Here is a 25993-nt window from a genome sequence, read left to right on the forward strand (position 1 = left end):
TCGGAACTTTTCGTCTATGTCGGAAGCAGAAGCAGACAAGATAGAGCGATTCACAAGTCGTGTTGAGGAAGAGGCCGGTCACGAAATCTGGGTTGACCAAGAATTGGGTGACGATCTCGGCTGGTTTATGGTCGAGACCCAGATCGAACTCCAAGGTAGATCCTTTGATGCGGAAGTAGATTTTAACTTGTCTGAATCAGAGGTCTCTCTGCTGTACGCCGAGATCACTATCGACCCAAGCGACGAAGAAGAGGAAACAGTACTCGATGAGGAAGCGGAACGTATTGACTGGGGTGACGACTACGTGTTGTACGAGCTTTACCCGACCGAGTCCAAGGTTAAAGAGGTTGTCGACGAGCTGCGTGCGGTGCACTCTGAGATCTTCTGCTGAGTTCGGGACGCTTACTGGGACTCGTGTTAAAATACAGCTATGTTTTCAGCACATCGCTGGACCCCATCACTTCCAGAGGGGTTCGACAGGCCGTGCGAATACGTGATGGTGTTCTATACAGTTCAGTTTGGTGGCAAGGTTCATCAGGGAGGGGTTTGTCGTAGAACGCATGTCTGTAACGACAGGGAAATTCGACTTGAATATGGAGGAGGTCCTTGAAGCGTGGGGACCGTCTGACGCGTTACGAGAGATCATTGCGAACGCTCTTGACGAAGCTAGCCTTACGGGTACAACTGAGCCTGATCTCTATGAAGATGACGAGGGTCGGTGGCACGTTCGGGACTATGGCCGCGGTCTCCAGTACGAGCATTTCACGCAATCCGAAAACGAAGAGAAGCTGGCCAAGCCTGATGAGGTGATCGGGAAATTTGGTGTTGGACTCAAAGACGCTATTGCGACGTTCCACCGGCATGGAATTGACGTTACGATCCATTCGGCACACAATATTTTCACTGTTGAAGAGGCTCCTAAGCACGGGTTCGAGGAAATCGAAACGCTCCACGTTGATATTCAAGCTCCCGAGGAGGACATTGAGGGGACGGATGTTGTACTGGCAGGTATTAGCGAGGAGTCTGTGAAAGCAGCGAAGGAGAACTTCATTCGGTACACAGACGGTGAGTTACTGGAATCTACTCGCTTCGGGGATGTGTATCGCGTTCCGGAAGGGGAATCAGCGTCCGTATACGTTACTGGGCTTCGCGTCGCAACTGAGGAAAATTTCCTGTTCAGTTACGACATTACAGCGACTACGAAGAAAATTCGTGATGCCCTCAACCGGGAGCGTTCAAATGTCGGTCGAACTGCCTACACTTCCCGCGTGAAACAGATTCTACAGGCCTGTGAATCTGGTGAGGTAGCGCAACGCCTCGTTGATGACCTTCAACGGTTCACGTCGGGTGAGACACATGATGAGCTTGGGTGGAAGCCAATCCAGGTGCATGCTGTGAAGGTTCTTAACGCGAAGAAGGACGTGGTCTTGGCAACCACGGATGAACAAGCACGTCATCGAGACCTGTTGGATCACGCTGAGAACGATGGGTATCAAGTTGTGACGATTCCCGATCGTATTCAGCCAGATGTAGAATCGGAGACTGACACTGACGGAAACGAGATTCGGGGGGTCGATTTGTACTCAACTGAGTATGAGGAGAGTTTCTCGTTCGAGTTCGTGGATGAGGACTCGATGACTGATCAGGAGTTAGCTGTCTGGGAGTTGCGGGAGCCGGTGTTCGATATTATTTCGTGCCCACCTGACTACTCAGTTCGTGTCTCAGAAACACTTCGAGCAACAGATGGGGATAACACGATGGGCGTCCATCAACCGGCAGAGAAACAAATTGTGCTCCGACGATCAGTCCTTGACGATCCAGAGGAGTTCATCGGAACGCTCCTTCACGAGCTTGCTCATACTCGCACACCGTTCCCTGATCAAACACGCGAATTCGAACGTGTCCTTAGCGATTTCCTCGGGACTGTTGGGTATGAGGCAGTCCATAGAACCAATTAAACAGGAGCATTCCTCGACGGTCACTTCAGAGGTCTATTGATTGCTTGATTGCTGGGGCGTACACGTTGGTGAAGTGGTGTTGGAGTGTGGTGAAGTGTTCGTCGAGAGCTTCGGAGTCAGTGAGCGGGATAGCGACAATCCCGGGGGCGTGTTTTTGTGGGCTGTACCACTGGTCGTCGTAGAATCGAATGTCAGACCAACTGTCGTCGGCAGTAGTGGCGTTGCGGACGGTGTCGTACACGGTTTGGGAGCCGTTCTGGAGTTTGTACTGGACGTACGCGTACGCGCCATCATCGGTTGGTGCGTCGTCGATCGTGTCCGGTGTGACCCATTCGACGCCGACGTTGAGTTTCGTGTTGGCGTCGGGGGCGGCGTCGTGTCTGATTGGGGCTTCGGTGCGGATCGTGGCGAGCGTCGCGGTGTATTCGGGGCCGAGTGCTTTGTCGCGGAAGGTGACGTCGGTGTCGTACCCGGCGCTGCGCAGCATTTCGCGGCCGGTCGTTTCGAGCGTGTCGAGGAGCGTGGTTTCGAAGTCGTGAGCGAGTTGCCGTGCTTTCAGGTACCGGTCGGTTTCGAGGCCGGTTGTGATGATGTCGTCACTCATTGGTGTTGGTGGTGAGGTAGGCGTACTGGTCGGTGAGCGGTGTGTGCCGGAGCCGGGTTTGATCGGTGAACCCCGTGGTTCCGGACGTAGCGTTCGTGATGAGAGGGGCGGGTGCGAATTGGCAGAGAACGGTTTCGATAATGGTGATGAACGAGTACGCGCTCGCTTGCCAGTGCGGTGTTGCAGTCGTGTCTGTGAGGAGTGTCTGCCGGAGACTATGACTGATGTCACGCCAGTACAGGACGGTGACGTCCGGTTCATCAGGCTGCGTGCCTCGAAGGATCGAATGAGTCTCTCCGTCGTCGAGTTGCGATCCGGTGGTTGCCCGAAGCGCTTCGTGATTGGTTTTCGGGAGAAGCAAGTAGTGGTCCCAGGCTCGTCTCCGGTCGTGGTGTTCGATGAGTCGAGCAGTATCCGGGGTTTTCGCGTAGTTCTCGTCGTCGATCTTCACCTCGATCGAAATCCCGGTCTCGGGGTACTGAATGAGAACGTCGGCTCGACGGTCGTGCGTTGTATCCGAGCTGAGTGGGACATCACACTGGACACGAGTAGGTGATTCAGTTCCAGAGACGCCAAACAGATCGGTGGTGAAGCTCGGCGGTGCGGTATCACACAGGTGTGCGAGCCATTGTGACCAATTTTCTTCTTGTGCGGTGCGGAGTGGCCCGTCGTCACGCCACTCGGCGCACAGCGGGTCTCGATCGAAACACGTTGCACTGTCTCGCCATTGCTCGTTCAACGATTCGAACAAGGCTTCCAAGTTAGCGATCGTCTCGGTATTGGTGACGCTGGCTTGTTCCCACCAGTCGTCGACGACATGCCACTGAGCCGCTTGATCAATCGGCATCCCAGTCTCCTCGTTGTATTGCTAGCAGACTCATTCGTGCAACAGTATCCGTATGAGATGCCTTAACATTCCTGTTCAACAGGAGAGCTGATAGAATTTCGCCATAGGGTACTGCTCGTGCTGGCATTTCATTACAAACCAGAAAGTTATGTTTTACAAGGTTGTGAATTCGCTATATGTTCGACAAGATCACCAGTTTGTTCCAGTCAGGGTCCGCTGTGCCTGATTTGATTGCAGTGCTTAATCTGGAGGAGTGGTATCTGGATCTTTCTGATAAAGAACGTCAGAAAGTCCATCAGTATAGTACGGCGTTCGGGACCGGCGGTGAAGTCAACTTGCTTGAACAGAGTGTTTCAGACACATCTCAAACGGCGCAAGAGTATCTGAAAGGCGTGGGTTCGACTGCGGCGAGCGAGAACGATTACGAGTTCGCGGAGCAGGTATTACAAACGGCGCTCAAGTTCGAAGACGGGTCGGCTACGAGCACGCACTTCACGTACACCGAACTGATCGACGTCTACTATAAGCAACGCGACGAGTGGGATGACGCTATCGAAAAGTGTATCAAGTACTGTAAGAAGGACATCGAGATCGCTGATGAGTTTGTTGCTGAGTTCGGAGACGTGCCACGAATTCCATCGTTCAAGCGACTCGCCATTATTTACGAGAAGCAAGACCAGTACGAGGAAGCACTCAACGTTTGTGATCAGGCGCTCGAAATCGGGACGACAGACGGAACGAAAGGCGGGTTCGAAGGCCGGAAAGAACGGATACGGAAGAAGATGGACTAACTCCAGGCTGTCTCTCGCCAATCAATTTCCGACTGTTACCCACGAACGTCTCGTCAGCAAATCAGATTAGTTGTCATCTCCAGCGAGGAGAGAGCGAGTGGTCAATGAGAGGTCCGCTATCACGACGACTGTAGCGACGACAAGGACGATCCATAGCGCTGAGTCCGATAGAACTCCGACGAGGACAGCAGTAGCAACGATCGCCGTGATCCCGAGAACCAGTGTCGTGAGAAGCGAACGCACCACACCCATGCTTCTATTCTTGATGCGGAGTGACTTTATCTCTTCTGCGGCTAACACATGAGAGGCCAGGTATTGACGGTAAGCAAATCTGAGAGGGAGCGACTTCCTGATTACTGGAAAACTTCGCGTTTCTGCGCGGAGAGGACGTCAAGCCTCAAGATGAATTAAAGGTGATTTGATCTATCTTCAGTGCTCGACCCTCAACGAAGTCATCAGGGAGTGCATCCCGATAGTCTTCCTCCGAGATCACTCCTGCTTTCTCAAGATCCCCAAGTAGGAAATTCAATCTACCAACAGTGACATCGTCTGATGCTTCACAAAGAACTGCGAACTGCCGTAATCCGTGGATCCACATGTCTTCATCAGCTTTGAGCGGGTGAGGAAGGAGGACACCACGAGATTCGAGGACTTTCCGGTACTTTTTCACAGTTCGTGGATCGGTGCGACCGGCACTATGCACAGCTCGCTCGATATCAGAGTGGTCAACTTCTCCTTCTGGAAGGCTAGCAAGGGTTTTTTCTATCCCTTTCCGAACTTGTGGTTCAAGATCAGTAAACGCACCCACATCAGTGCTGTGTGAGTGAGCAGCCTCATCGTGCGAGGAAAGGGACGCTGAATTGTTCATGAGTTCGAGCATTTTTTGCTGTCGTGAGTTCATTTGTTCCAGCTGCTCTTCGATACGCGCTGATCGATCGCGGTTCATGTACTCTTTCATCGCTCGTTCGACGAGTCTCCCCATCTCTCCGTGTATTCTCCCTTTCGTTTCGAGGGTGAAGTTTCGAAACTGCTCCTGGACAGTTTCATCTACCCGTACGCATAGCGGTTCTCGCTCACCCATTCAAACCACCTCTTTCGAACGATGATTGAACTTGAACGATTACAGTACGATTACGAAGTACACTGTTGCTAGTAGAATATATTACATTACAATTACGTACCAGTGCTATTCGTAGCCGGTTCCGCGAGTTGAGTTGCAAGATTCTCGCACTTTTTGAGTCCTTTCCTCGCTCCCGTCTAGCGGTTTCACTAGAAGAGAAGGAAGTCTCCCCTCCTCTTTTTCGTGGAGCGACTACACACGCACACAGCTCGTGATGCACTTTGTAGAGCGAGTCTCTGATCTGCTCCTTTACGGAGAGTTGAGGGCTGCTATATTCGTTTGAGGTGCCAATGGACATCTGAATTGATCAGGCCTAACCGCGAGTTGTTTAAAAGGGTAAGGGTTCTACGGATAATTGGGCAAAAATCTCCTCAATCTTGAAGGACTGGCGTAGAATTTATCTAAATACATATAATATTAACAAATCCTCTTGAGATAATACCGTATCTTATCAATAGATCCTCTCCCTGTCTATGGCTTCCGAATCTTTCGTTGCAATGCAAAGTCTCAGGTCGGATCCAGCAAATTAGACGATCCTATTGTCGGCTCGATTCTAAACGAGAATCGGAATAGAAGACTCAATATCGACTTCTTGATTTCGGTAGCCTGTATTTGTATACTAGCATTAGAAGAAACCGAGATGTTCGCGTCTGGAAAGGTAGTTTTCGGTAAATCCACCCGGGCTAACCCTTTTGCTTGTCTGAGGACTAGTTCTTAGTAATGAAATTAAGCCCATTTGAAACCACTACGCGTAGAGATGAGTGGCTTCGGACCGCTCCTCTCTATGGTAAATCCAGCCACCCATACTCAGAGGACCGGTACGCGTTCGAGGTCTTCCCATCATATCCAGACGAGGATACAAGCGATTGGAAACGAGTTCCAAGAGACTCAGACGAATACGAAAAGCGTTCTTTTAAATTCAATATTGAGAAGGCGAACGTTTGGTCGGACTACATACTGGTGCTCAACACGTATAATCGACCAACGTTACGATGGTACTCATGTGAGGCCTTCAAAGACGAGTTCTTATACGATCCGTTAGACCCGCCCCGACCACAAGGAGTTGATCCACTCAAATGGAAAAAACTCGCTGAAAAACGTATCCGCGGTGGTATCGATCGAACCCCGATGCGTCTCGATACTGATAAACGAACATTCCTCCAGCGACTTGTAAAACTCTGGAACGGAGACGTCGTATGCGGTGTCCATCTCCTGTGGGATCAATGTCCAAGTATCCATCAGCTCACTAAAGATCTTGATGAGGATCGTCTCAACCGCCTCTACTACGATACCACTATCGACCGGGAAATCCTTCTCACATACCGTGATGCATGTTGGTTCGACCTTGAGACCGAGTTTTTAAAACCAACCGCTCTGTTTCGAAAACGAGTCTGGTACGATCTCACTCAGAAATGCCGTCTCCTCATCAATGGTCGGTCAGAATTCCCTGACCTCAAGGGCGGTCCGCTTGAAGGATTAGTTCACCGAGTGACAGTCGGTCTCGTCGCTCTCAAAAACACCTTAGAAGGAAACGAAGTCCGGCCGTATTTGGACACTTCTGAATACGTCGTTGACCTCGTGAGTAGAGATCCTGAGGGGCAAGTCTACACGTACGAGATCATGACCGATCACAACAACAGAGAACTCTATAGAAAGACGTATGAGAAATTGAAAGTGCTGGATCAACACGGTAAGAAAACGATCGCTGTCTTTGACTCGCGGGAAACTGCTTACAAGGTATTCAATTACTGGCACAACCAGGGTCTCGGTGTCCTTCCTAACGGGCCATTCAAATCAGATTATAGTGTTGAGAACGGCCGAAACCAAATACAGGATGCATACGAGAGCGAGACTCATGAGTGGGCAGTAGCTGACTGGACAACGACGTGGAAACTCAAACAACAAACACTCAGCTCAAACAGCATAGATCTCAACCGAGAACAAGTATTATCACTAGATTGGTAGATTATTGTTCCGGAGGTGTTTGTCTAACTTCTCTAAATGGGGTACGGTACACTAGTTATACTGGTTTTTTCTCAAGGGGTAATTCTATCGTTTTCTGGGCTTAGACCCGATTCCGGAGTGGAATTCCCCTCCGGAATCAAATCAGCGAGAATTGCCTATGATAGAATAGAGATAAATTGAATTCCACAATGCGTTATGCGAAATCGATAGGCAGGACGGCGGAGCGGTGCAATTGAATATCACTATGATCTCTTCGAAAGTCACAACCGGCAGTTAGCAATCGTGCTCGTATCCACGCGGAAAAATACGACGCTAAATTAATGAATAATAGGGTGGTCTATTGATATTGACAATGAAATCTTCGAAACCGCTAGCTACCTCCATCAATTGAAATCCACAATGGAGAATTCGAATTCAATAGCTGTCGCTACAATCGTGCACGAGACTGGTTCCTACGAACTCTATGACATCAACCATCCGAAATCTCGGTGATAGTACCGCTGGCTACTACTTCCGGAGGTTCCGTATCAGTGACTACGTTGTTCCACCGGTGAATTGCTGGAGATAACCCCAATTGATCGACGCAACGAAATCTTCGAAATCAATAGCATGCACTCTATTCGGCGCTGAATCCGTAAGATTCTGGAACTCAGGGAAATAGATCCGAACTCCTCTCAGGGCAGAGTTTTAAATACACCCCGATCAGAAAAAGTGTGAACCGATGACAAAACCAACTCAAGCGACAGACGACTCTCATACAGGGTCCGTCCGTTCCGTACGCGATCTCCCACCCTGGAATGGACCCTTCGTACTTAGTCAAAACATCAAGATCGGAGAACAATTTATAGTGGAAGCCCTCTACCGCGATCCAGATCCAACCCCACCTGAACTACACGATCCGGAAATAAATTGGGAGGCAGTCAACATCATCATCGAGACCGAAACGAGTGAGATCCCTGCAATCATGATGACAGGCTACGTCCGGTACCCACTCCGTTTCGAACCCGGTGATAAAATCGAGCAAATGAAAGTCGAATGGACTGGTCGTCGTTGGAAAAAGCGGTTCGAAAAGACAGCAGGACGGAGGTAGTGTACAGTCATGTCCACACATGTAGACGTGTCCATCAAGGAAGACGAAAAATCAGTGGATGAGTTCTGGAAAGCCGGAGAGCGAGTGGATGACTCACGGGAGGTCGAGAAGTCCCTGGATGAGTTACGGACAGCCAAAATCACTCGAACAGAGGAACAGGGGGTCATTGGTGTCCCTGTCTTCTTTACACTAGAACATCTCGAACGCCAGGGCATTGACCCTACCGAAACCGACCACATCGTCGTTCGAATCGAGAAGGGCTTCATTCTCTTTGAACCGCTTGATAGAGACGACTGACGATGGCGGGGTAACTTTCCAAGCGTTTAATATAGTGACCAATAGCGAGTGTGGTGACCATCCGTTCCATGCCCGGGAACAGTAGCCAAACGCAGCCAACGATGACGTACCCTACCAAGGAGCAACACGCCCGTTGGAAAGAGGAAGCCAAGCAGATGGACATGTCGCTTTCGGGGTTCATCCAAGCGATGACGGAAGCTGGGCTGAAGAAGTTCGATGTTGATGTCGAACCGGATGAGTCAGTTAGTGAGTTGCGCCGCCAGCGAAACGATTTGAAGCACGAATTAGATCGCACTCGGGATCGGGTTGCGAAATTAGAACACCAGTTACAGACGCGAGAACGGGAGGCGATCAAGGCATTCGTTCAGGAGAATCCCGGCGTAGAACTCGGTGACATCATCCAGGAAATGATTGAAACGACATCTGACCGAGTCCCAAAACAAGTTGAAGGACTGGTGACTGTTGGAGAACTCCAGTATGAAGACGGAGAGTACTATTTCAATGACGAAATCAAGTGATCCCCTCCACCGTATCGGCGTGTACAAGACGCTTGAGCAGGTGCCGGATCATTCTCGTCTGTACAATTCTGCGACAGCCTTCGAGGGACGAGATGTGTGGGCGGAGTACGTTGAGCATGAACTCTCGAATCCTGCACAGACTGTTCAGTACGAGACGGAACTCGTTGAGGAGTCGTGGAAAGAGCATATGCGTCAGCGCGGTCGTCATCCAGCGCTTGCCCGTCCTGACGATGTCGAGTCGTGGTTTACTGGCTTAATCGATAGGATGCAGACGAAGCGAGCGTACAATCCGTACTGGGTACGGTTAGAGGATTTCTACACGTATCTGCTGTGGCATACTGAGTACCCGCATTCGCACCATCCGCCTCGAATGGCGGCCGTACAAGGTGGTGTGACACGCGAGGTCTGGGAATACAAAGTTAGTGAGTGGTCAATATGAGCAAAGAAAAACAATCGGTAGACGATCAGCGAGAACGGATCGGGGAAGAGTTCAATCGATCAGTAGACCCGTTGAAGCAGTACGATGAGAGTTTCGTCCAGATGCAGGAAGACGGTGTTGAGCCGTTTGAGATGTTTCTCGATGATGTTGTTCGGGACAGCAATCGAAGGGACAGTACTGTTGACGAATACGAACGATCGATACGGCATTTCAAAGAGTATGTGACGCAGCAAGGACGACACCCGGCGTGCGCGAACCCCACGCTCGTTAACGGATTCGCAGAGTACGAATTCCAACAACGAGACAACGGGAAGGAAACGGTCAAAACGAAACTCAACTACGTCAATAAGGCGTACAAGTACTTTCAAAACGAGAACGTATTCCCGCACACAGAGGAGTACAACCCTGTGGATAACGCCTGGGAGAAAATCACGTGGCCAGAAGAGGAGGAGAAGGATTACCCAAAGGTCACGCGAGAAGAAATGCGTGAAGTGTTAGCTGACATCACGCACGTGTTTAAACTCGCGGTGATACTGATGGGACTCAAATTGGGGATGCGACAGGGAGAAATCCGGAACGTGAAGTTAGAAGATATTCACATCGAGAACGCGGAGTTGCAAGACCATTACCCTGAATTAGGAAGTCACCATCGTCTCGCCGGTCAGAAAAACGCGATCTTCATCCCTACAAAATACCATCGACCGGGGAACAAGTCGCGGTACCCCCGAATCCTGCCGCTCGACGAGGAGATGCGTAGCGTGCTGACGCAATACTTGCTGATCCGCCCTGACTGCGGTGAACCGTGGGTGTTTCTCTCACAGACACATCACGACCGAATCAAAGATAAAGACGGGATCAACAGGCACTGGAAAGAACAGGTCCGTTCACACATCTCGGCTGAAGCGTACGAGAAGGAACTAACGAGCCACTTCGGCCGGCACTGGTTCTCCACGTTTTGGAAGATGGAGAATCCGATCGAAAAGGAATACGTCCAGTACATGCGTGGGGACAAGATCGGTGACGGCCGGGAAGGTGAACCGATTGACGAGTACCTTCACGGGTACTATTCGGATATCGAAGACCAGTACCGGAACGAAATCTATAAACTGCTATAGTTTAGGTGCCATAGAACGGCTCTTATACCTACTATGCAGGCATCGTGATTCGATAAGTACAGGAGAACAAGTTATCGCGTATTGACGCCAATATTGGCCACAAACGAGATCCATACAGATGAATAACCAGCTTTTTGGTCCAAAACTCAGGTTTCAATACGGCTGATGGACCTTACGCGACCTCTGTCTCATAATCTCCAATGTAGTCCTTTACCGACTGTGGCGGAAAGAGGACCCCTTCAGCTGCCTCTCGCAACCTTTCGTGGATGAACCAGTGAGGATCTCTACGTGTAGCAATCGAGCGGGATTCGTTTAACTTATCGACACTACGAGACAGGCATTCTTTCGCCTCCTGTCTTCGAGATGTTTTCTCGACACCGTCGTCAGTTTGGTCAACTGTAGCTATATGCAACAACCCGTTGATGATAGACCGGTAGGCCGCGAGTTCTATACGGGCAATACTTCGAATACGCTCCAGCAATTCCTCGTTCTGTTGAAGGCCCTCTGCTCGAATAGATAAGAGCCTGAGCGCGTCTTCATACTCTCCTTTCGCAACTGGAATTGCAGTCAGAGCCAATATTTCGTGGACGACTGCATCCATCCATCGTTCTGGTTCCTCCTCGATGTCAATTCTCTCTACAATAGAGGTGAAGGTCAGGAGAGCCTCATGAAACTCACCCCGCTGCATTTGTTCGTTCCCTATCTCAAACGCTTCCTCAACAGAACCAGCGGATTCTGGAACGACATACCTCTCAAACGATGTCTCTACGAATCCCTCCTCAAATCCGATCGGCCGCGCTTCAATAGTGACACCTGGTACATAGCGGGCCCCACGAACCCGAATAGGTACCCCGTTCGATTGTATGAAGAGACCTTCAGAGGTCCACTCTTGGCTTGAAGATGAAATGGTTTCTTCGGAGCCAAACACCCCCAATTTGCTCAGTTCTTCTGCGGAAACCTGAACGGCATCTGAATTGATCTTGGTGACCGGTAAACAAATCCGTATTTCGTCATCAAGCGGGATTTCAGGGAGTACAACCGGAATATGGCTATATTCTTCGATGATACCCTCACAAACAGTAACGAATTCCTGTTCAGAGGGTCGCCTGGATTCGTCTAACGCTTTCAGCGTTCCGGTGACGTATTCTTCGCAGCTCTCCGTGATTGCTACCGAGATTTTGTCTGGTACTGTACTGGTATCTCGGGGTACCGTCACTAGGGTACCGTCCTTTGAACCGACGAGTAGATTCTGTCCTATCTTACTAACTTCTATGTCTACGCGGTCACCAACAGCAAGTTGACTTTCATCTCGCGGTCGCCGTGGTGTCGCAATTGCAACGTTTCCGTATACGGATTCAATCGCTACGTTCACCCATTGGTTTGCTGCGACAAGTTCGCTGTCGATAATGATTGTCCACTCGCCGTGATATGCGACTCCGAGACCGTGGCCGGCAAACGCAACAAATACCTCTATTTCTGAATCGTGCAGGTTGTGGTTGTATTGCCGCGACTCGATATTCAATATCTTCTGGAGGCCTGTCAATCCTGTAAGATTTTCCAACTTCTCGATATAGTTCCGGGCGTCTGACCGGTACCCCGAACTCCAAACTTGGGGGGTCAAACACATTGTCCAGTGCCCCCTGTATTCCACGCCAACTGTCCATTCGCCAACGACCGCCTTTGGGAGGCTACCCAGATTTATCTCCTTGCCTGCTGCACTGTCTAGAATTGCGTTGCCGTTGTTGCTCAATCTGTCCACTCGACCGAGATGGAACGGATCTGGAAGTAGAGTTCGACCATCGGACGTATCTCGGATGTTACGAGCCTCTGGTTTGAGGAGTGGCTGGGGGATGTCCACTTCATTCTCCGCCTGAGATGATCCTGGGAGTTCCCTGTCTAATCCTTCGCGGAGACCACCGATGAACGATGGGTGAGCTTCGACATATGACCGAAGTTCATCTAGCTCCTCCTCTGAGACGGATGGTGACTCGTAGTATTTCTGCCCGGGCGGTTTTCCAAGTTCTAGGTCATCCTGTGATGAGGATTCAAAGTAGAGATCGCCCAGAAGCCGAAGTGGTCGACAGAGCTGGTGGGGAATCGTAGCTTCATCACCTGGTGATGGAACTGAGTATCCCAACTTATCAAAGAAAGACCGTGCCCGAGGTGTAACCTGATATGTACTCGGCCTCGGATGCTTGGGGTGGGGTTTCCAGCGAACAATAAGTCCCTTGTCTGTAGTCTTATTGCGAAGGGTTGGCATAGAGATCTAATGCTCAGACGGAATTATGAGATTACCGGTATTTCTCCCCTTCTTTGTTGTATCTAACTGTGATCAGTGACACAAACCGAGGAACAGCCACCCAATTACGCTGTTAGGCCGGATCGCTATTCGGGAGCAAGGTTGGTGATTCACCTGTGTTCAACTCTTTTTGCTAGAAGAGCAGAGGAACACAGACGGCGATCTCGCCGAGACCAGTCAGTGAGTGGAAACGGTTTTTAGTCTATCGCGCTGCACATACTACTATCCCGTGTCTGAGACCTCTGAGGTAAATTGGGAGACCTATTTCGGCTTTAGCGACCCGTACGAAAATCAAAACGACGTCATCGAGAATATCATCGACACAGCCCAGGACTCTGGATACCTGGCAATGGAAGGCCCGTGCGGAACGGGGAAAACGATGGCCTCGCTTACTGCAGCCAGCTATCTCATCCGAGAGACCGACCAGTTCAACAACGCTATCGTCGTCACCCCGGTGAAACAACAGCGCCAACAATTCGTCGAGGATCTCCGAGTCATCAACAGCCAGTTAGAGGAACCGCTTGCCGGCGTCGCACTCGTCGGAAAACGAGATCTGTGTCCGTACGGACGCGAAGACGTGTTCCCTGACGGGAGCAGCGTTCAGGAACGATGTGATGACCTTAGAGAGGCAACTGCTGACCTCGTTAGCGAAGACAGCAACCTCAAAGTCCAACAGCAATTCGAAACGGACGCGACGCCGGACTCATCACCGATTCCTGAGGAAGAGAAATGGTGGGATCCAGCGAAAGGCCGGGTACTCGTTGAGAACGCGCAACGAGACCCGATGGACGAGGATGCTGCACCACTCCATACCGCTGGCAAGACTGCGCCGTACGCTCGAACACAACCATCGACGACCCCGGAAATGACGGAATCAGGGAACCGCCAACTGTACTGCCCGTTCGAGGCGGACTGGTACGGCCGTGACAAAGGCTCCCCGGTAACGTTCGAATCAGGGGACAACCACGTTGTCACGACCGAGGAACTCCTTCCGAATGCCGTCGAAATCGGGACTTGCCCTCACCGCGCGATGACCGTGCTCATGAAGAACGCGGACATCGTGGTCGGAAATTACAACCATCTCTTCGACAACGCTAGCCGCCATCTCACCGCCCCAATACTCGATGAGCAGACGCTCGTCATCATCGACGAGGCCCACCGGATGGAGGAACGCGTCCGAGACCTTCTCACGGACACGATCGGGTATTACACAGTCAAACGCGCCAAGAACGATCTTGAACAGGTTCTTCGGCCGGCGCGTCAAGGACCACAAAACAAACGCGAAATCAAGGCGCGGCTTGCGGCACATGACGTCCCGTTCGAGGCCGTCGAAACTGCTGAGGCGTTCTACGACGACGTGATGGAGTGGTTCGAGACTCAGGTAGACGACGAGCTCCGGGACCAATTTGAGCAGTATGGAACTGGCTTGTCGTGGAACTCGCTACCGGACAATGATATCGAGGTACCGCTCCGGGATCCAGATGAACCTGAACCGGACGAGTTCACGCGCTGGGCCGAACAGGCAGGGTACGGTGGAGACACGTTCCGGATGCTAAGCAAGGTCGGACTCGCCGTCGAACAAGCATTAGAGCAAGAAGACATCGACCGGGACTGCGTCTGCACCGCTATCGGAGCGCTGTTCGGGCAGTGGTGGGAACGCGACCACGTCGACTACTTCAGAGAAATCGAATTGGAGTATTCGAAGAAGGACGATCGAGACGTCGAAAAGCCGTGGATGAATTACTACAACGCGTCGCTCGTCATGTACAACTGCATGCCGTCGGAGAAAATCAAGGAAATACTTGACGAGTTCGGCGGCGGCGTCCTCATGAGCGCGACTCTCGAACCGCTCTCGATCTTTGAGGAAGTAACCGGCTTAGAAGAGTTGGCGACTGATGATGAGGAACCGCGAATCGTCTCCTCACGCACGTACGATTTGACATTCCCCGAGGAAAACCGCGCCAGCTGGATCGTCGACGTCGAAGCGTTCAAAAAGCGAAACCGAGGCGAACCCGCGCTTGAAAATAAAAACAGTACACGAGAGCGCTACGCCTACGTCGCACGAGAAATCGCACGCAGCCATGGAAACATCCTTCTTGCGTGGCCAAACTATTCCGAAGCCGAATGGGCGGCGAACCGCCTTCGAGAGGAGATTGAGAAACCAGTCCTGCTTGACCAGTCATCGAGTCACGAGGAGACTAGGGAACTGAAACGCGAATTCGTTCGTGGCGAGCCGAAAGTTCTCGTAACGAGTACTCGCGGCACGTTAACTGAAGGCGTCGATTACGAAGGTGATGAGCTGCACACGTGCGCTGTGTTTGGTATCCCGTTGGTGAATATCGGTTCACCCAGAGTCCGAGCCGTCCAATACGCGTACGGTGACCGATTCGGAACAGAGAACTCCTTCACGTACGCACTGACGATCCCCGCAGTCCGACAAATTCGCCAAGCATTTGGACGAGTCATTCGTGGACCGGACGAACGCGGTGTGCGAATTGTCGTCGGGAAGCGATTCGTTCCTGATGCTCTACACTCTGTTTACGAGTATTTCCCAGAGAATGAGCGGGAAGAGTTTGTGCGGATGAAACCTGATTTCCTGGCCTCACTGTTTAGGGATTTCTGGGAGAACTGAACGGGTCTCAATTCGATCCTAGACATTACTCTCGACGGTGCTAGACCCGTGTGTCCAGATCAACTGGTGACTCAGTCCTGTACCGAGATAATGTGTCCTAAAACTATAACGACTACTAGTATCGGGATATCGTACCATCCGAGAGTACCACGTCAGCAAACCATAGCACTGTACCACGATACAGTACCACATTTCTGTACCACGTCTATGCTCCACGAACCAGGTACACAGTTGTGTTCCGTGAATGAATTCGGGAGCGATGAACCCGATCTCTTATACACAGAAAATAACTGGGGAGCTACGATGCAGGGTCGGAGAGTCCTTGCTCTTCGTCGTCTGGTTCTACTGTTATTGAAACGTCGATATCATCGGAAGGATTGAGTCCCTCTGCGAATGTAGCCCCCATTCTAATACTCAATTCAAGTCCTGCTGGTTGGAACGCTTCATAGAAGAATGCTGCAATCCGCGCCCAGAGAATAAAATCTTCCATAGCCTCATCTGTGGGGTTTTCCTCGAACATCTCTTCCTGAAAGAAGAGCCCAGGGATAGGTTCCTTATCAAACCAGTTCCACCGCTGGAGGATTGCGAGATCGGTGAGTGCCTCCTTCACACCTTCTTCGAGATACCACTGGTAGGCCTCTGTTGGGGGTTCTTGTTCGCCATTCATAGAATCAAGAATCGACTGGACATCAAACCCGTCTAAGAAACCACTCCACTCATCTTGCGCTAATTTTCTAATCTCCGCTTCACTCGGATCATCGAGAATGGGGAACCCACAGTTCCCGCAGTAATTCGCTTCTGGCATCGAGAGGTCGTCTCGACAGCGGATACACGTTCCCATACCGGTTCTTAACCGATATAGGGCATAAATTAAGACCCCAAGCTCCAATAGTGGCAATTCCATGACTATTGCTGAACTACATAACCATAGCGTAGGAAGAGGAGTTCATGGCTGATCCGGTTCCCTATCGCACAGTTGGCGCAGTCCCAACTGATCTCGACACAATTGCGGATGTCTTCCAGAACCACTACTCATATTATCAATCCCTCGACGGGGAAGTCGCTCACCAGCAGCAGACTGGTGAAACCCAGATCCGCCGCGAATACTCCGGCCGAGTGGTATTCGAACTGCTACAAAATGCGCTCGATCGTGCCGATGAAACCGTTGTAGTCCGGCTCGCAGAATCTTCGCGTGATGACGGTGCTTACGAGTTACTCGTAGCGAACGATGGCGATGGTATCCGTGTTGACCCATCGTACGACTATGAGAATCCGCCTGACGCCGGCGGATCTGATCGCCGTCGTCCGGATTTCAACGCACTCTGTTCGCTGCACACGTCGAACAAATCCCCGGACGAAAGCATTGGCACCAAAGGTATCGGATTCCGCTCTGTCTTCGCCCTTGGAACGCATGTTCGTGTCTGGAGTAACCTCGACACCACGTCAGACTCTGCGTGGTGGGGGCTGGAAATGCACTCACCGCTTGACCAAACCACGTGGATCAATCGCAGCGAGACGCCCGCTGTCGATCGAGGCCAGGACCGGTTCCTCAATGGCACGGTACCGCGTCTCGATGACGCAGAACCACGGCCGAGCTACCACTTCCCACTTCCGCTCTACACCGACACCCAACCAGAACCGGTCGAGAATGCCAAGGAACTTTCGACGGCTATCGTCGTCCCAATCCCTGAAGCACAGTACTCGACGCTGCGTGATCGCGTCGCGGAATTCAAGTCCCACCACCTGCACTTCGTTGGTCTTGACCCTGACCGACGTGATATCACCGTTTCTTTTGAAACGCCGAGCGACGACCCACCGTCATTTCAGCGTACTACCTGGCCCTCGACAGTCACCTCCGAAATCACCCCGCAACGGCGCACAATCGCCGCGTACACCTCCTCAGCATTAGCTGGCGATGCCGAGAAAGCCGATCACGACGTCAAAGAACCAGGAGCTGCGATCGCCTGGCCTCCAACCCCGACGCGTGGTGGCGACGGCACTGGCAGCGACAACGACACGTCAGCCAGTATCTACGGATACCTCCCGACGTTGATCGACGCCCCGTTTGGTGTTGATATTCACGGTGACTTCCAACTCAGCATCGACCGGACAAACATCAGGCTTGACGACGACCAAATGGGGCCATACAATCGGAAGCTCCTAGAAATCGCTGCCGAGCTGCACCTCCTCCGAGTAATCCGAACCGTCGATGCTGATCTAGAACACGCCATCGAATGGACATGGATCCAGCCCTCTACAGTCACCGAAACCACCCCTGCAGCGACGAGCCAGCAGCGTCGTGACTTTTGGCAGTTTCTCAACCCAACCCAAGGTGACTCCGACGCCGCCGCACACGTCATTAGCCATCTCAAAACCCTGCTGTTCCCTGGTGGAAGCAAAGACACCGAAACGTACACCCATTGGGCAACCCTTGCGGACGCCTATTTCGAAGCCCAAGACGAGTGGCCGATCGAAACGTTCGAACAGTTCTGGGCCGCTTCGATAGCCTGGATCGACCAGCTTTGCTCGACAAAATACCGGCGAAAAAACTGGCGTCGAACCGCGCTCGCCCTCTGTAACGCCCTCCGCGAACACCACGCTACCGTCGCCCCAGTCATCCTCACCAACGAGTCGAATGAAACAGACAGCTCAACGGCAGTGTCAGCTGTGCCGCTTCCAGACCGCGCTGACAGCGATCACCCTACCGGACACCAACAGCGTCATGACCGGAAACTGTTCCTACAAAGCACCGATGCCTCAAGTCTCACCCTTCCGACGGCACTGACAGCCGACGACCGCGCCGTCACCACGTTCGATTTCGCGTCCGATCTGTACTCCCAGTCCCCAAATGCACTCAACACCACCCCGTTCAACCGATGGGAAGTCCTCCGAGAACTCCGACAACTTCCGAACGCCTCCGTCGCAAACTGGTCCGGATCGCCACTCGCAGGAACTACTGACGAAGCCGTCGCCCGCCAGCAAGAACTCATCTCATTCGCCGCAGAGCTCTATCTCCTCGACACCGGGACTAGCCACGACACCCCCACCAGCCTCACCCAGAACGGCCCTGGCTGGCGTGCACTCCCAGCCCCAAGCGACGCCGCCCGTCGCGCCGGCCGTGCCATCGCAACACTGTACCTCCCAACAACAGACGAGAAATGGGCACCCGCCCGTCAACTTACCCAAGCCGACGTTGATGAGGATCGTCTCGGTGAACTCCCGGAGGAACTCTCATTAGACGATTTCCTCACGTTCCTCGGCGTTGCCCCCGCACCACCTCATGAAGACGCACCTGCAATCACACTTGTTGAAGGCGGTTCCGAAAACGGCGTTGTCCCTCGTAGAGACGCACCACCGGCACTCACCGCCCCCGGGCCCGGGACAAGGGACCTCACGCTCGGCGAACTCCCTCTGGACCACAGCACCGACACACCGGAGTCGTGGTACGATGCGATCACGGCAGCCGAGCCGTGGCTACAACCGCTGTTGGACGCCGAACACGACGCAACTCAGACCGGCGAGGAAAACGCTGAAGACGATGACGTCATTCCGGATCGAATCGATCTGTTAGACCCACTCGGCGAACGGGCATGGTACCCGGTAGATGACACTACCCGCGTCTACGCGTCCCCACCAGCAACCACCGAGAACGTAACCGGAGTCCCACCGCGAGACCTGACGTTGCTATCCGCCTACCAACCCTATCTCGCTGAACTACTGTGGTCCGTCGATCAAGCCGCAGTCAACGACGAACTATTGATTACGCTCGGTGCTATCGATGGCACGGCACGCGAAGACCTCGCTGCTGCAAACGCAGCCCCAGCTGTCCGACTGTTAACGCAACTCCGTACGCACACTGATCCAACTGCGTTCGCCGATACACCGAGTATCCGCGATGCGTACACGAGCCTCTTCGAACGAATCCTCGACGCAATCGTTCGGAATGGTCCTTCCCAGCCCACCAGTGACGACCTTGCAGTTCTAACGTACCGACCGGCCGGTGAACAACGGGCACTCTCGACACGCCGACTCGAATGGCGGTCCCTTGACGACCTTGCTGCAGACCCAGCCTGGGTCGCCGCCTCCCCCGCCGATCAAGAAACTATGCGGCGATGCTTCCCGGACGAACGCCTCGTTAGCGCCACCATAGGCCCGGAACTCCTCGATGACTATCAACCGCTGTCTGACTACGGCGTCACCATCGAGCAAACCGTGCAATTCGACGCCTTTGACGAACCGGACCACGATCCTGACGTCGCCGGTGAAGACGTGGCGTCGACGATCGCCGATGAACTCGCCGAAATCGTGCCGAGTCTATTAGCACTCGCCGACGCCGATCAACACCTTACTGTCAATCTCACCGACGACGTTGAACAATGGAGCCCCAACATATTCACCCCGGTCGCCAACGTCTGGCTCGAATATACCGCGACCTTCGGCACCGAAACCACCCGAACCACGACGAAACACAAAAACGACGACGGAATCGCCCTGCTCAACGCTGATTCCGCTAATGGTGAAGAACCAGTGACAAGACGCATCATTTTCGACGTAACCAGTGACGGCAGCCGCCCACCGTTGGCCGCGTTCGGCCGACCGTTGGCCGAGCTCCTGCTTGAGGACCACCACTCGCAGGCCGCCTCACTCTTCGAACGCGCACTCCAAACCTACGAAACTGATCCCGAAGACCTCGACCAACTCCTTGACCGCCGTGACGCGACACCACTCGTTGAAACATACGAACACCGAATCAACCCCCTCGACACCGACCAACGAGATGTGCTGCTCACCAAAACCGAGCAGGCACTCAACACGTTCAACATCGAACTCCAGACTACTGCTGTCACACGCCTCCGAACACTCACCCCTGCAGACCTCCAACCGACGCCAGAAACCCCACGGGATTTGTCTGAGGCAACAATCAACGAAGAATTCGGTCAAATCGAGCTATCCACCCAACAAGAACCATTCCGACCCGCGGTCCACTGTCGAACGGAGAACCAGCGCCGCTGGAACGAGTGGTTTGACACGTACCAGGAACACCTCGTTCCATACCTCCTTGACCTCCTCCAGTCTACCGTCTTGGAAGACATTGAGGAAGACACCCTCACCGACCGACTCCACGAGTATATCACAACGACAGAACTTCAGCAGCTGCAGTTCCACCCTGACGCAGCTGTCCAGCACTGGCTCACCAAGGAAGGTGTCCCTGACGCTGACATCCCTGATGACCTTATTGAGGAAGCCCGTCAGTTCATCCCGGAGTACAAACGTGTCACAACCGTAACGAACGCAACTGATATCGATAGTAGCTGGTCACGTCATTCTCTCTCCGACCCGGAACCCTCCATGCGGGAAACAGGGACCGTTGATCAATCCGACGTGTTCGACCGTATGCGGAGCCAGAAAACCGTCGGGACGAACGCCGAACACGCCGCCCTCGAAACCATCACTGAACAAACGCACAACATTCTCGACGAGACTCGTGACCAATCCACGGTCGAAACGATTCACGGCCCCGTACAGGACGCATGGGATGTCCTGTACTGGCCCATCCCGGACGGCGGCGTCACTGCCAGTAACCTCACCTCCGCACAACAAACCTATGAAGAAACCCGGAACCGCGACGATCTCAAAGCAGGGCTGCACCTTGCCAACGTCTGGGACGGCGCTGGCTACGACCTTCTCGGCCTCGAACGCGACTCAGAAAACCGCGTCCAACCAGTCCGATACGAAATCAAAGCAATCTCCGCAACTCGCCCAGTCGTCGGCCTACACCTGACGAGCAAGCAACTCGCCGTCTACGAAACCGTCCGTGATGACGAGAACGACGATCTAAGATATGCTGGTGACTGGCAACTCTGGGGCGTTGAAGACGACGGCACCGCGACTGAATTCACCGACACCCTGGACGAACTCCCCAACGACGCCCTTGACAAACTTCGGACCGAAGGCTTCGAACACGACGGTCTTATCCTCCGTGTCACCCGCACCGAACCCACGGATTGACGAGGCAGTTACCAGGCAATCCCTATTGATTCGCCATGAAGATGGCTGATTAACCGAAAATCACCGACTACGCATAGAATTTACAGAACAGTTTCTGGACAGAGTATATGGTGCCCAGTGGAGTTATTATGTAATAGAAACATATCTGAGTTGACTTCATGGGTGACCACTCAACGCAACCATCGGCTGGGGAGGGAAAGGAAACAGTCGCGGACATGATGCAGCATTTAGATGCGGCGAAGGAATTAGATCGATCAACCCTTGATCGCAATCAACGCCAGCCCAAGACAAAACTACAGCGTGAATTCACGAGCCGCACTGATGTCGCGGTGTTAGCGAAAAATTATGAGACGCGGTTAGAAGAGACTGTGGAGTTTGAAGCGGTCACCCATCGGTCGAATAGTGTCTGGAAGACAGTTGCTATGGGTGTTGAGGCCCACGGCCGACTTCCTCTCTATTATCGATTAGGAGAGATGGTCGCATACAAAGGATACATTACAGATGTCATAATCGAGCCAGACCCGACATCTGAAAAAGCGGAGAAATTCATAGACTACGTAACTGAAGACGACACCTTTGCAGAGTCAAATGACATCCTCGGAAAGATGGCATATATTGTCCGAGGTGGAGAACGCATTGAGGAACCGTTCCCGCAGACAGAACTGGTGAAAGTAACCAACGATGAGAATATCGCCGAGGGTTATCGATACCAGCCAGCGCACGTCTACCAACGTGATGGCGATTTTCCTGACTTTCCGTAGCAGTAGATAGTAGCGCGTTTTCTTTATTCAGTCTCTCGCCTAAATCTGAAACTGCCAGATCGTGTCGGGGTATCTCCGTTGCTTGTTACGCATCTATAGTCTGCTCTACCCGATCAACAATCCGCTTCTCAAGATATAATATTTATTAGGATAAGTAGTGTTTATGAGCTAGCACTTCTATACATCACATCAATATCTTCATCAGAAGTGTCCAATTCATTTACTATTTCCTCCATAACTTCCTTGTCGCCTTCGAATTCAACGGGTATAGGCCCTTCATCGTAAGATATCCCAGTTAATTCTTTTTCTATCAATTCGGCAGCCATCTCACATCCAGTTGTTTTTACAGGCCTTTCCGAAATTTCACAATCATATGCTTCCAGACTTGCCCCTTCTTCAAAAATACGTCCTACTAAAACAGCGTCACCTGCATTAATGGAAACAATTGGGATATGAATTACACGTGGGCGTCTCATCCCTGAGCCCCAGCTAGCGGGATCTGGACCTACGTGCGCAACTGTTTGCTGGTCAGAATCGAGTTGCTCATGTAAAGTCATCATGATCGCGGGTGAAATTTCTGTGTATTTCTCCATACTCACTATCCATCTTGTTTGACCAAATAGTTCACACGCACATAGAAGATTTTACACTTTTGCTACAGGGATTGTCTAGTTCACCATCTCCGCGACAGACGTCCAACCATATAGTAATCAGAGTGGTCAATCAACTACCTGTACTGAACGCGAATTTCACGGCGTCCACTGGATAAAGAAATCGCACTACCAACTACTTATAGTAGTGAACTGGTCGGACACTCACTGAAGAGAGTGCTCAATAGGACTCACCTGCCCTTGGAAAGGTAATAGTGTACAAGATAGACCCGCAGAAGGCAACGGGTTCGAAGTACTGTGACAGAGCTTGAAATCTGGTTCTGTATTGAAAGTCCAGTTAGCTACTAGTAGATCAGAGTCACGCTACCACGCGTTCGATCCGACCACGACCACGGCGTTTACCGGCGCGTTGCTCGACGACTCGACGTTCGTCGTCTGCGACGAGGCCCACATGCTCGAACCGCGCGTGCGCGACCTCGTCAGCGACGGGGTCGCCGACGCCACGCTTCGAGACGCCGAGACCGAACTCTCGCGGGTCATCCAGCCGATCAGGTTCGAACGTGAGGGTCGCCGGGCCGAGGGCGGGTCGAAGACCGCCAACGCGGACCTCGTCCGGGCGGAACTGAACGACAGCGACGTCTCGTACGACGAACTCGAGCGCACCCTCGAGTTCGTCCGGGACCTCCGGGCCGAACTCGATCGGCGGGTGACGGCCTATCTGGATCGACACTATCGCGGCTGGGAGTCGGACCTCACCGACCTTGACGACGAGGAGATCCCGCTCCGCGACCCGGGAGAACCCGCGGAAGACGAGATCACGGAGTGGGCGCGCGGAGCCGGCTACGGCGACGTCGACTGGGTCCGCGTCGAGGCCGTCGGGGCCGTCGTCGCGCGGATCCTGAACGAGGCCGAAGACGAGGAGCGCACCCGCGCCGCGCCGACCGTCGGCCGCGTCCTCGGCGAGTGGTACCGCTGCGGTCACACCGATTACTTCCGGGAGATCGACCTCGAACGCACGTGGGACGAGACCGAACCGCCGGACTCGTGGCGGCGGGCCTACACCGCCAGGCTCGCCCTGCACAACTGCGTCCCCAGCGACGCGATCGGCGATCGACTCGGCCAGTTCGGCGGCGGGATCCTGATGAGCGCGACGCTCGAACCGATCGAGGCCTTCACCGAGGTGACGGGACTCCAGTACCTCGCGAGCGAGGAGGACAGGCCGGTCGTCGAACGCCGCTACGGCCTGCACTTCCCCGCAGAAAACCGCGAGAGCTTCGCCGTCGCCGCGCCAAAATTCACCTACGACAATCGCGGCAGTCCGGAGGAGACGAACCCGACCCGAACCCACTACGCCGACGCCATCGCGAAGGTCGCTCGCGTCCCCGGGAACGTCCTCGTCGGGATGCCCAGCTACGCGGAGGCGGAGTGGGCCGCAGGCGTGCTCGAGGACCGCGTCGACAAACCCGTCCTCCTCGACGCCGCCAGCGACGACGAGACGACCCAGTCGCTCAAGGCCGAATTCTTCGCCGGCGACGGCAAGGTGCTCGTGACCAGCCTCCGGGGAACCCTGACGGAGGGTGTCGACTACAGCGGCGATCGACTCGCGGCCGCGGTCGTCTGCGGCGTCCCGATCGTCAACACCTCGAGCCCCCGAACGAAGGCCGTCCGCCGGGCCTACGACGACGAGTTCGGCGACGGATTCGTCTACGCGCTGACGATCCCCGCAGTACGAAAAGCGCGCCAGGCGATCGGACGAGTCATCCGATCGCCGGAGGACGTGGGCGTCCGGGTCCTGCTCGACGAGCGCTACGCCCGCGATAGCTGGGACTCCGTTCGACCCTATCTCCCCGACGACGGCGAGTTCCAGGCCGTGAGTCCCGACATGCTCGAGCACGGCCTCGATCGATTCCGATCGCGACGCTCCTGATCGCCGTCGCTCGCCGTTTCGGTCCTCGATCCGCTCGTCGTTAGTCGTCGCTTTGCATCGCCGGCATCCGTTCCCGCCGATTCCGGATCCGCTCTTTGATCGCACTGCTCGAGAGAATCTCGCCGTCCGCGGGCTCCTTCGCGCTCGCTCGTTCGACCCGGCAGTCGATCCCCCACGAGTCGAGCATTCCCGCGACTTCGTCCTCGCCGTGGTGCTGGTCGTGGCCGAGCACGAGCACGTCGGGATCGATCGCCCGGATCGGGACCGAGAAGTCTTCCTGGTGGCCGACGCGGGCGTGATCGACGGCCTCGAGCGCCGCGACGACGTCCCGCCGTTGCTCGTCCGGGACGATCGGGGGCGATTTGTGCGTGACGGTCGCCGAGTTCGCGACGACGACGTGGAGTTCGTCGCCCATCGACGCCGCCTCCTCGAGGTAGTGGACGTGGCCGGGGTGGAGGAGGTCGAAGGTACCCATCGCGACGACGCGGGTCCGGTCGGTCATCCCGACCACCGGACCGAGATGGTCTCCGTGGTCGATCGATCGACGAACAGCGAGTACAGCAGGACCCCGAACCCGCCCGCGGTCGCCGAACTCTGGGCGGCGACGCCGAGGCCCACGTTCCCGCCGAGCAAGTGGATGGCACCGCCGACGACCGAGCCGAGGACGATGCAGGCGAAACCGAGAGCGAGCGCGCGAAGCGCGGGTGAACCGGTTCGCCGGAAGGCCCGGTAGGCGAGCGTCGCGACGGCCCCGCCGGTGACGAGCGTCGCCGTGTTCCCTGCCGCGATGAGGAGCGTGTATTCGTTCATGGATCGTCGTTCCGCCGGCCGCTCGCTGGTCGGCCGCCGCCGTCGCAGTCTCGTTGCCGGCGGTGGCCGATGCCAGCGTCGCGATCGCGTTACTGGCTAGGCCTCCCTCGCCGTACTTTAGTACCGTTCCGATTTCCCACGGCAACGGAATTGTCCCGAACAGGTTCGGGTGGCTATGTGAAAACGACCCTGTGGCGCCG

20 protein-coding genes and 1 pseudogene are annotated in these 25993 nt (G+C 53.8%); 13 read left to right on the forward strand and 8 right to left on the reverse strand.

All coding sequences use genetic code 11. The features are described from left to right. Positions 1-16 precede the first annotated feature (16 nt). Both MUN73_RS03050 and MUN73_RS03055 read left to right on the forward strand, forming a co-directional pair. On the forward strand, positions 17-391 hold the full coding sequence (locus tag MUN73_RS03050) for a hypothetical protein (protein WP_250138979.1): 375 nt from the start codon (positions 17-19) through the stop codon (positions 389-391). A gap of 169 nt (positions 392-560) precedes the next feature. Then, positions 561-1958, forward strand: a complete 1398-nt coding sequence (locus MUN73_RS03055; RefSeq protein ID WP_250138980.1) for an ATP-binding protein — start codon at positions 561-563, stop codon at positions 1956-1958. 25 nt (positions 1959-1983) lie between these two features. On the opposite strand, the gene MUN73_RS03060 is transcribed toward MUN73_RS03055, so the two are convergent. Together MUN73_RS03060 and MUN73_RS03065 are read right to left on the reverse strand one after the other, a co-directional pair. Beyond that, a complete protein-coding gene (locus MUN73_RS03060; RefSeq protein WP_250138981.1) occupies positions 1984-2562 on the reverse strand; it encodes a hypothetical protein in 579 nt (192 codons plus the stop codon). Continuing rightward, on the reverse strand, positions 2555-3409 hold the full coding sequence (locus MUN73_RS03065) for a hypothetical protein (RefSeq protein WP_250138982.1): 855 nt from the start codon (positions 3407-3409) through the stop codon (positions 2555-2557). Before MUN73_RS03065 ends, MUN73_RS03060 begins: the two co-directional genes overlap by 8 nt. 176 nt (positions 3410-3585) lie before the next feature. On the opposite strand from MUN73_RS03065, the gene MUN73_RS03070 reads away from it, so the two are divergent. Continuing rightward, positions 3586-4200 (forward strand): tetratricopeptide repeat protein, encoded by a 615-nt coding sequence (locus MUN73_RS03070; RefSeq protein WP_250138983.1) that lies wholly within the window; start codon positions 3586-3588, stop codon positions 4198-4200. Between the two features lie 397 nt (positions 4201-4597). Here MUN73_RS03070 and MUN73_RS03075 read toward each other — a convergent pair whose 3' ends face one another. Continuing rightward, entirely contained in the window at positions 4598-5281 is a 684-nt protein-coding gene (locus MUN73_RS03075) for an RING finger protein (protein WP_250138984.1), read from the reverse strand. A gap of 759 nt (positions 5282-6040) precedes the next feature. On the opposite strand from MUN73_RS03075, the gene MUN73_RS03080 reads away from it, so the two are divergent. The 6 genes from MUN73_RS03080 to MUN73_RS03105 all read left to right on the forward strand — a co-directional run bounded on the left by MUN73_RS03080 (position 6041) and on the right by MUN73_RS03105 (position 10744). Further along, positions 6041-7285, forward strand: a complete 1245-nt coding sequence (locus MUN73_RS03080; RefSeq protein ID WP_250138985.1) for a hypothetical protein — start codon at positions 6041-6043, stop codon at positions 7283-7285. Positions 7286-8132: 847 nt separating this feature from the next. Next, positions 8133-8375 carry a hypothetical protein gene (locus MUN73_RS03085; RefSeq protein ID WP_250138986.1) on the forward strand — a complete coding sequence of 81 codons (243 nt, stop codon included), beginning with the start codon at positions 8133-8135 and terminating at the stop codon, positions 8373-8375. 9 nt (positions 8376-8384) lie between these two features. After that, positions 8385-8672, forward strand: coding sequence for a hypothetical protein (locus MUN73_RS03090; protein WP_250138987.1), 288 nt, complete (start codon positions 8385-8387; stop codon positions 8670-8672). A gap of 53 nt (positions 8673-8725) precedes the next feature. Further along, positions 8726-9190 (forward strand): hypothetical protein, encoded by a 465-nt coding sequence (locus MUN73_RS03095; RefSeq protein WP_250138988.1) that lies wholly within the window; start codon positions 8726-8728, stop codon positions 9188-9190. Beyond that, positions 9150-9629, forward strand: coding sequence for a hypothetical protein (locus MUN73_RS03100; RefSeq protein ID WP_250138989.1), 480 nt, complete (start codon positions 9150-9152; stop codon positions 9627-9629). The genes MUN73_RS03095 and MUN73_RS03100 overlap by 41 nt, the downstream gene beginning before the upstream one ends. Continuing rightward, on the forward strand, positions 9626-10744 hold the full coding sequence (locus tag MUN73_RS03105; protein WP_250138990.1) for a tyrosine-type recombinase/integrase: 1119 nt from the start codon (positions 9626-9628) through the stop codon (positions 10742-10744). The genes MUN73_RS03100 and MUN73_RS03105 overlap by 4 nt, the downstream gene beginning before the upstream one ends. A 172-nt stretch (positions 10745-10916) precedes the next feature. Here the strand turns inward: MUN73_RS03105 and MUN73_RS03110 are convergent, their stop codons facing one another. Continuing rightward, complete coding sequence (locus tag MUN73_RS03110) at positions 10917-13004, reverse strand: hypothetical protein (RefSeq protein WP_250138991.1); 2088 nt, start codon at positions 13002-13004, stop codon at positions 10917-10919. A 268-nt stretch (positions 13005-13272) separates the two neighbouring features. Here MUN73_RS03110 and MUN73_RS22670 point away from each other — a divergent pair, with 268 nt between their 5' ends. Beyond that, positions 13273-15675: an ATP-dependent DNA helicase gene (locus tag MUN73_RS22670; protein WP_250138992.1), complete on the forward strand. Its 2403-nt coding sequence runs from the start codon at positions 13273-13275 to the stop codon at positions 15673-15675. Positions 15676-15973: 298 nt separating this feature from the next. Here MUN73_RS22670 and MUN73_RS03120 read toward each other — a convergent pair whose 3' ends face one another. Next, positions 15974-16480 (reverse strand): hypothetical protein, encoded by a 507-nt coding sequence (locus MUN73_RS03120; protein WP_250138993.1) that lies wholly within the window; start codon positions 16478-16480, stop codon positions 15974-15976. A gap of 143 nt (positions 16481-16623) precedes the next feature. Between MUN73_RS03120 and MUN73_RS03125 the strand changes: the two genes are divergently transcribed. Together MUN73_RS03125 and MUN73_RS03130 are read left to right on the forward strand one after the other, a co-directional pair. Further along, positions 16624-21684, forward strand: a complete 5061-nt coding sequence (locus tag MUN73_RS03125; RefSeq protein ID WP_250138994.1) for an ATP-binding protein — start codon at positions 16624-16626, stop codon at positions 21682-21684. Positions 21685-21842: 158 nt separating this feature from the next. Then, positions 21843-22445 (forward strand): hypothetical protein, encoded by a 603-nt coding sequence (locus tag MUN73_RS03130; RefSeq protein ID WP_250138995.1) that lies wholly within the window; start codon positions 21843-21845, stop codon positions 22443-22445. A gap of 161 nt (positions 22446-22606) precedes the next feature. Here MUN73_RS03130 and MUN73_RS03135 read toward each other — a convergent pair whose 3' ends face one another. After that, entirely contained in the window at positions 22607-23038 is a 432-nt protein-coding gene (locus MUN73_RS03135; protein ID WP_250138996.1) for a hypothetical protein, read from the reverse strand. Positions 23039-23420: 382 nt separating this feature from the next. Between MUN73_RS03135 and MUN73_RS03140 the strand changes: the two are divergent. Then, positions 23421-24983 (forward strand): annotated as a pseudogene (locus tag MUN73_RS03140) (ATP-dependent DNA helicase); the annotation flags it as partial. Between the two features lie 40 nt (positions 24984-25023). Here the strand turns inward: MUN73_RS03140 and MUN73_RS03145 are convergent. Both MUN73_RS03145 and MUN73_RS03150 read right to left on the reverse strand, forming a co-directional pair. Next, a complete protein-coding gene (locus tag MUN73_RS03145; protein ID WP_250138997.1) occupies positions 25024-25485 on the reverse strand; it encodes an FAD synthase family protein in 462 nt (153 codons plus the stop codon). Further along, positions 25482-25793: a DUF7521 family protein gene (locus MUN73_RS03150; protein ID WP_250138998.1), complete on the reverse strand. Its 312-nt coding sequence runs from the start codon at positions 25791-25793 to the stop codon at positions 25482-25484. The genes MUN73_RS03145 and MUN73_RS03150 overlap by 4 nt, the downstream gene beginning before the upstream one ends. Positions 25794-25993: the final 200 nt, after the last annotated feature.

This window comes from Halosolutus amylolyticus, assembly GCF_023566055.1.
Taxonomy (GTDB): domain Archaea; phylum Halobacteriota; class Halobacteria; order Halobacteriales; family Natrialbaceae; genus Halosolutus; species Halosolutus amylolyticus.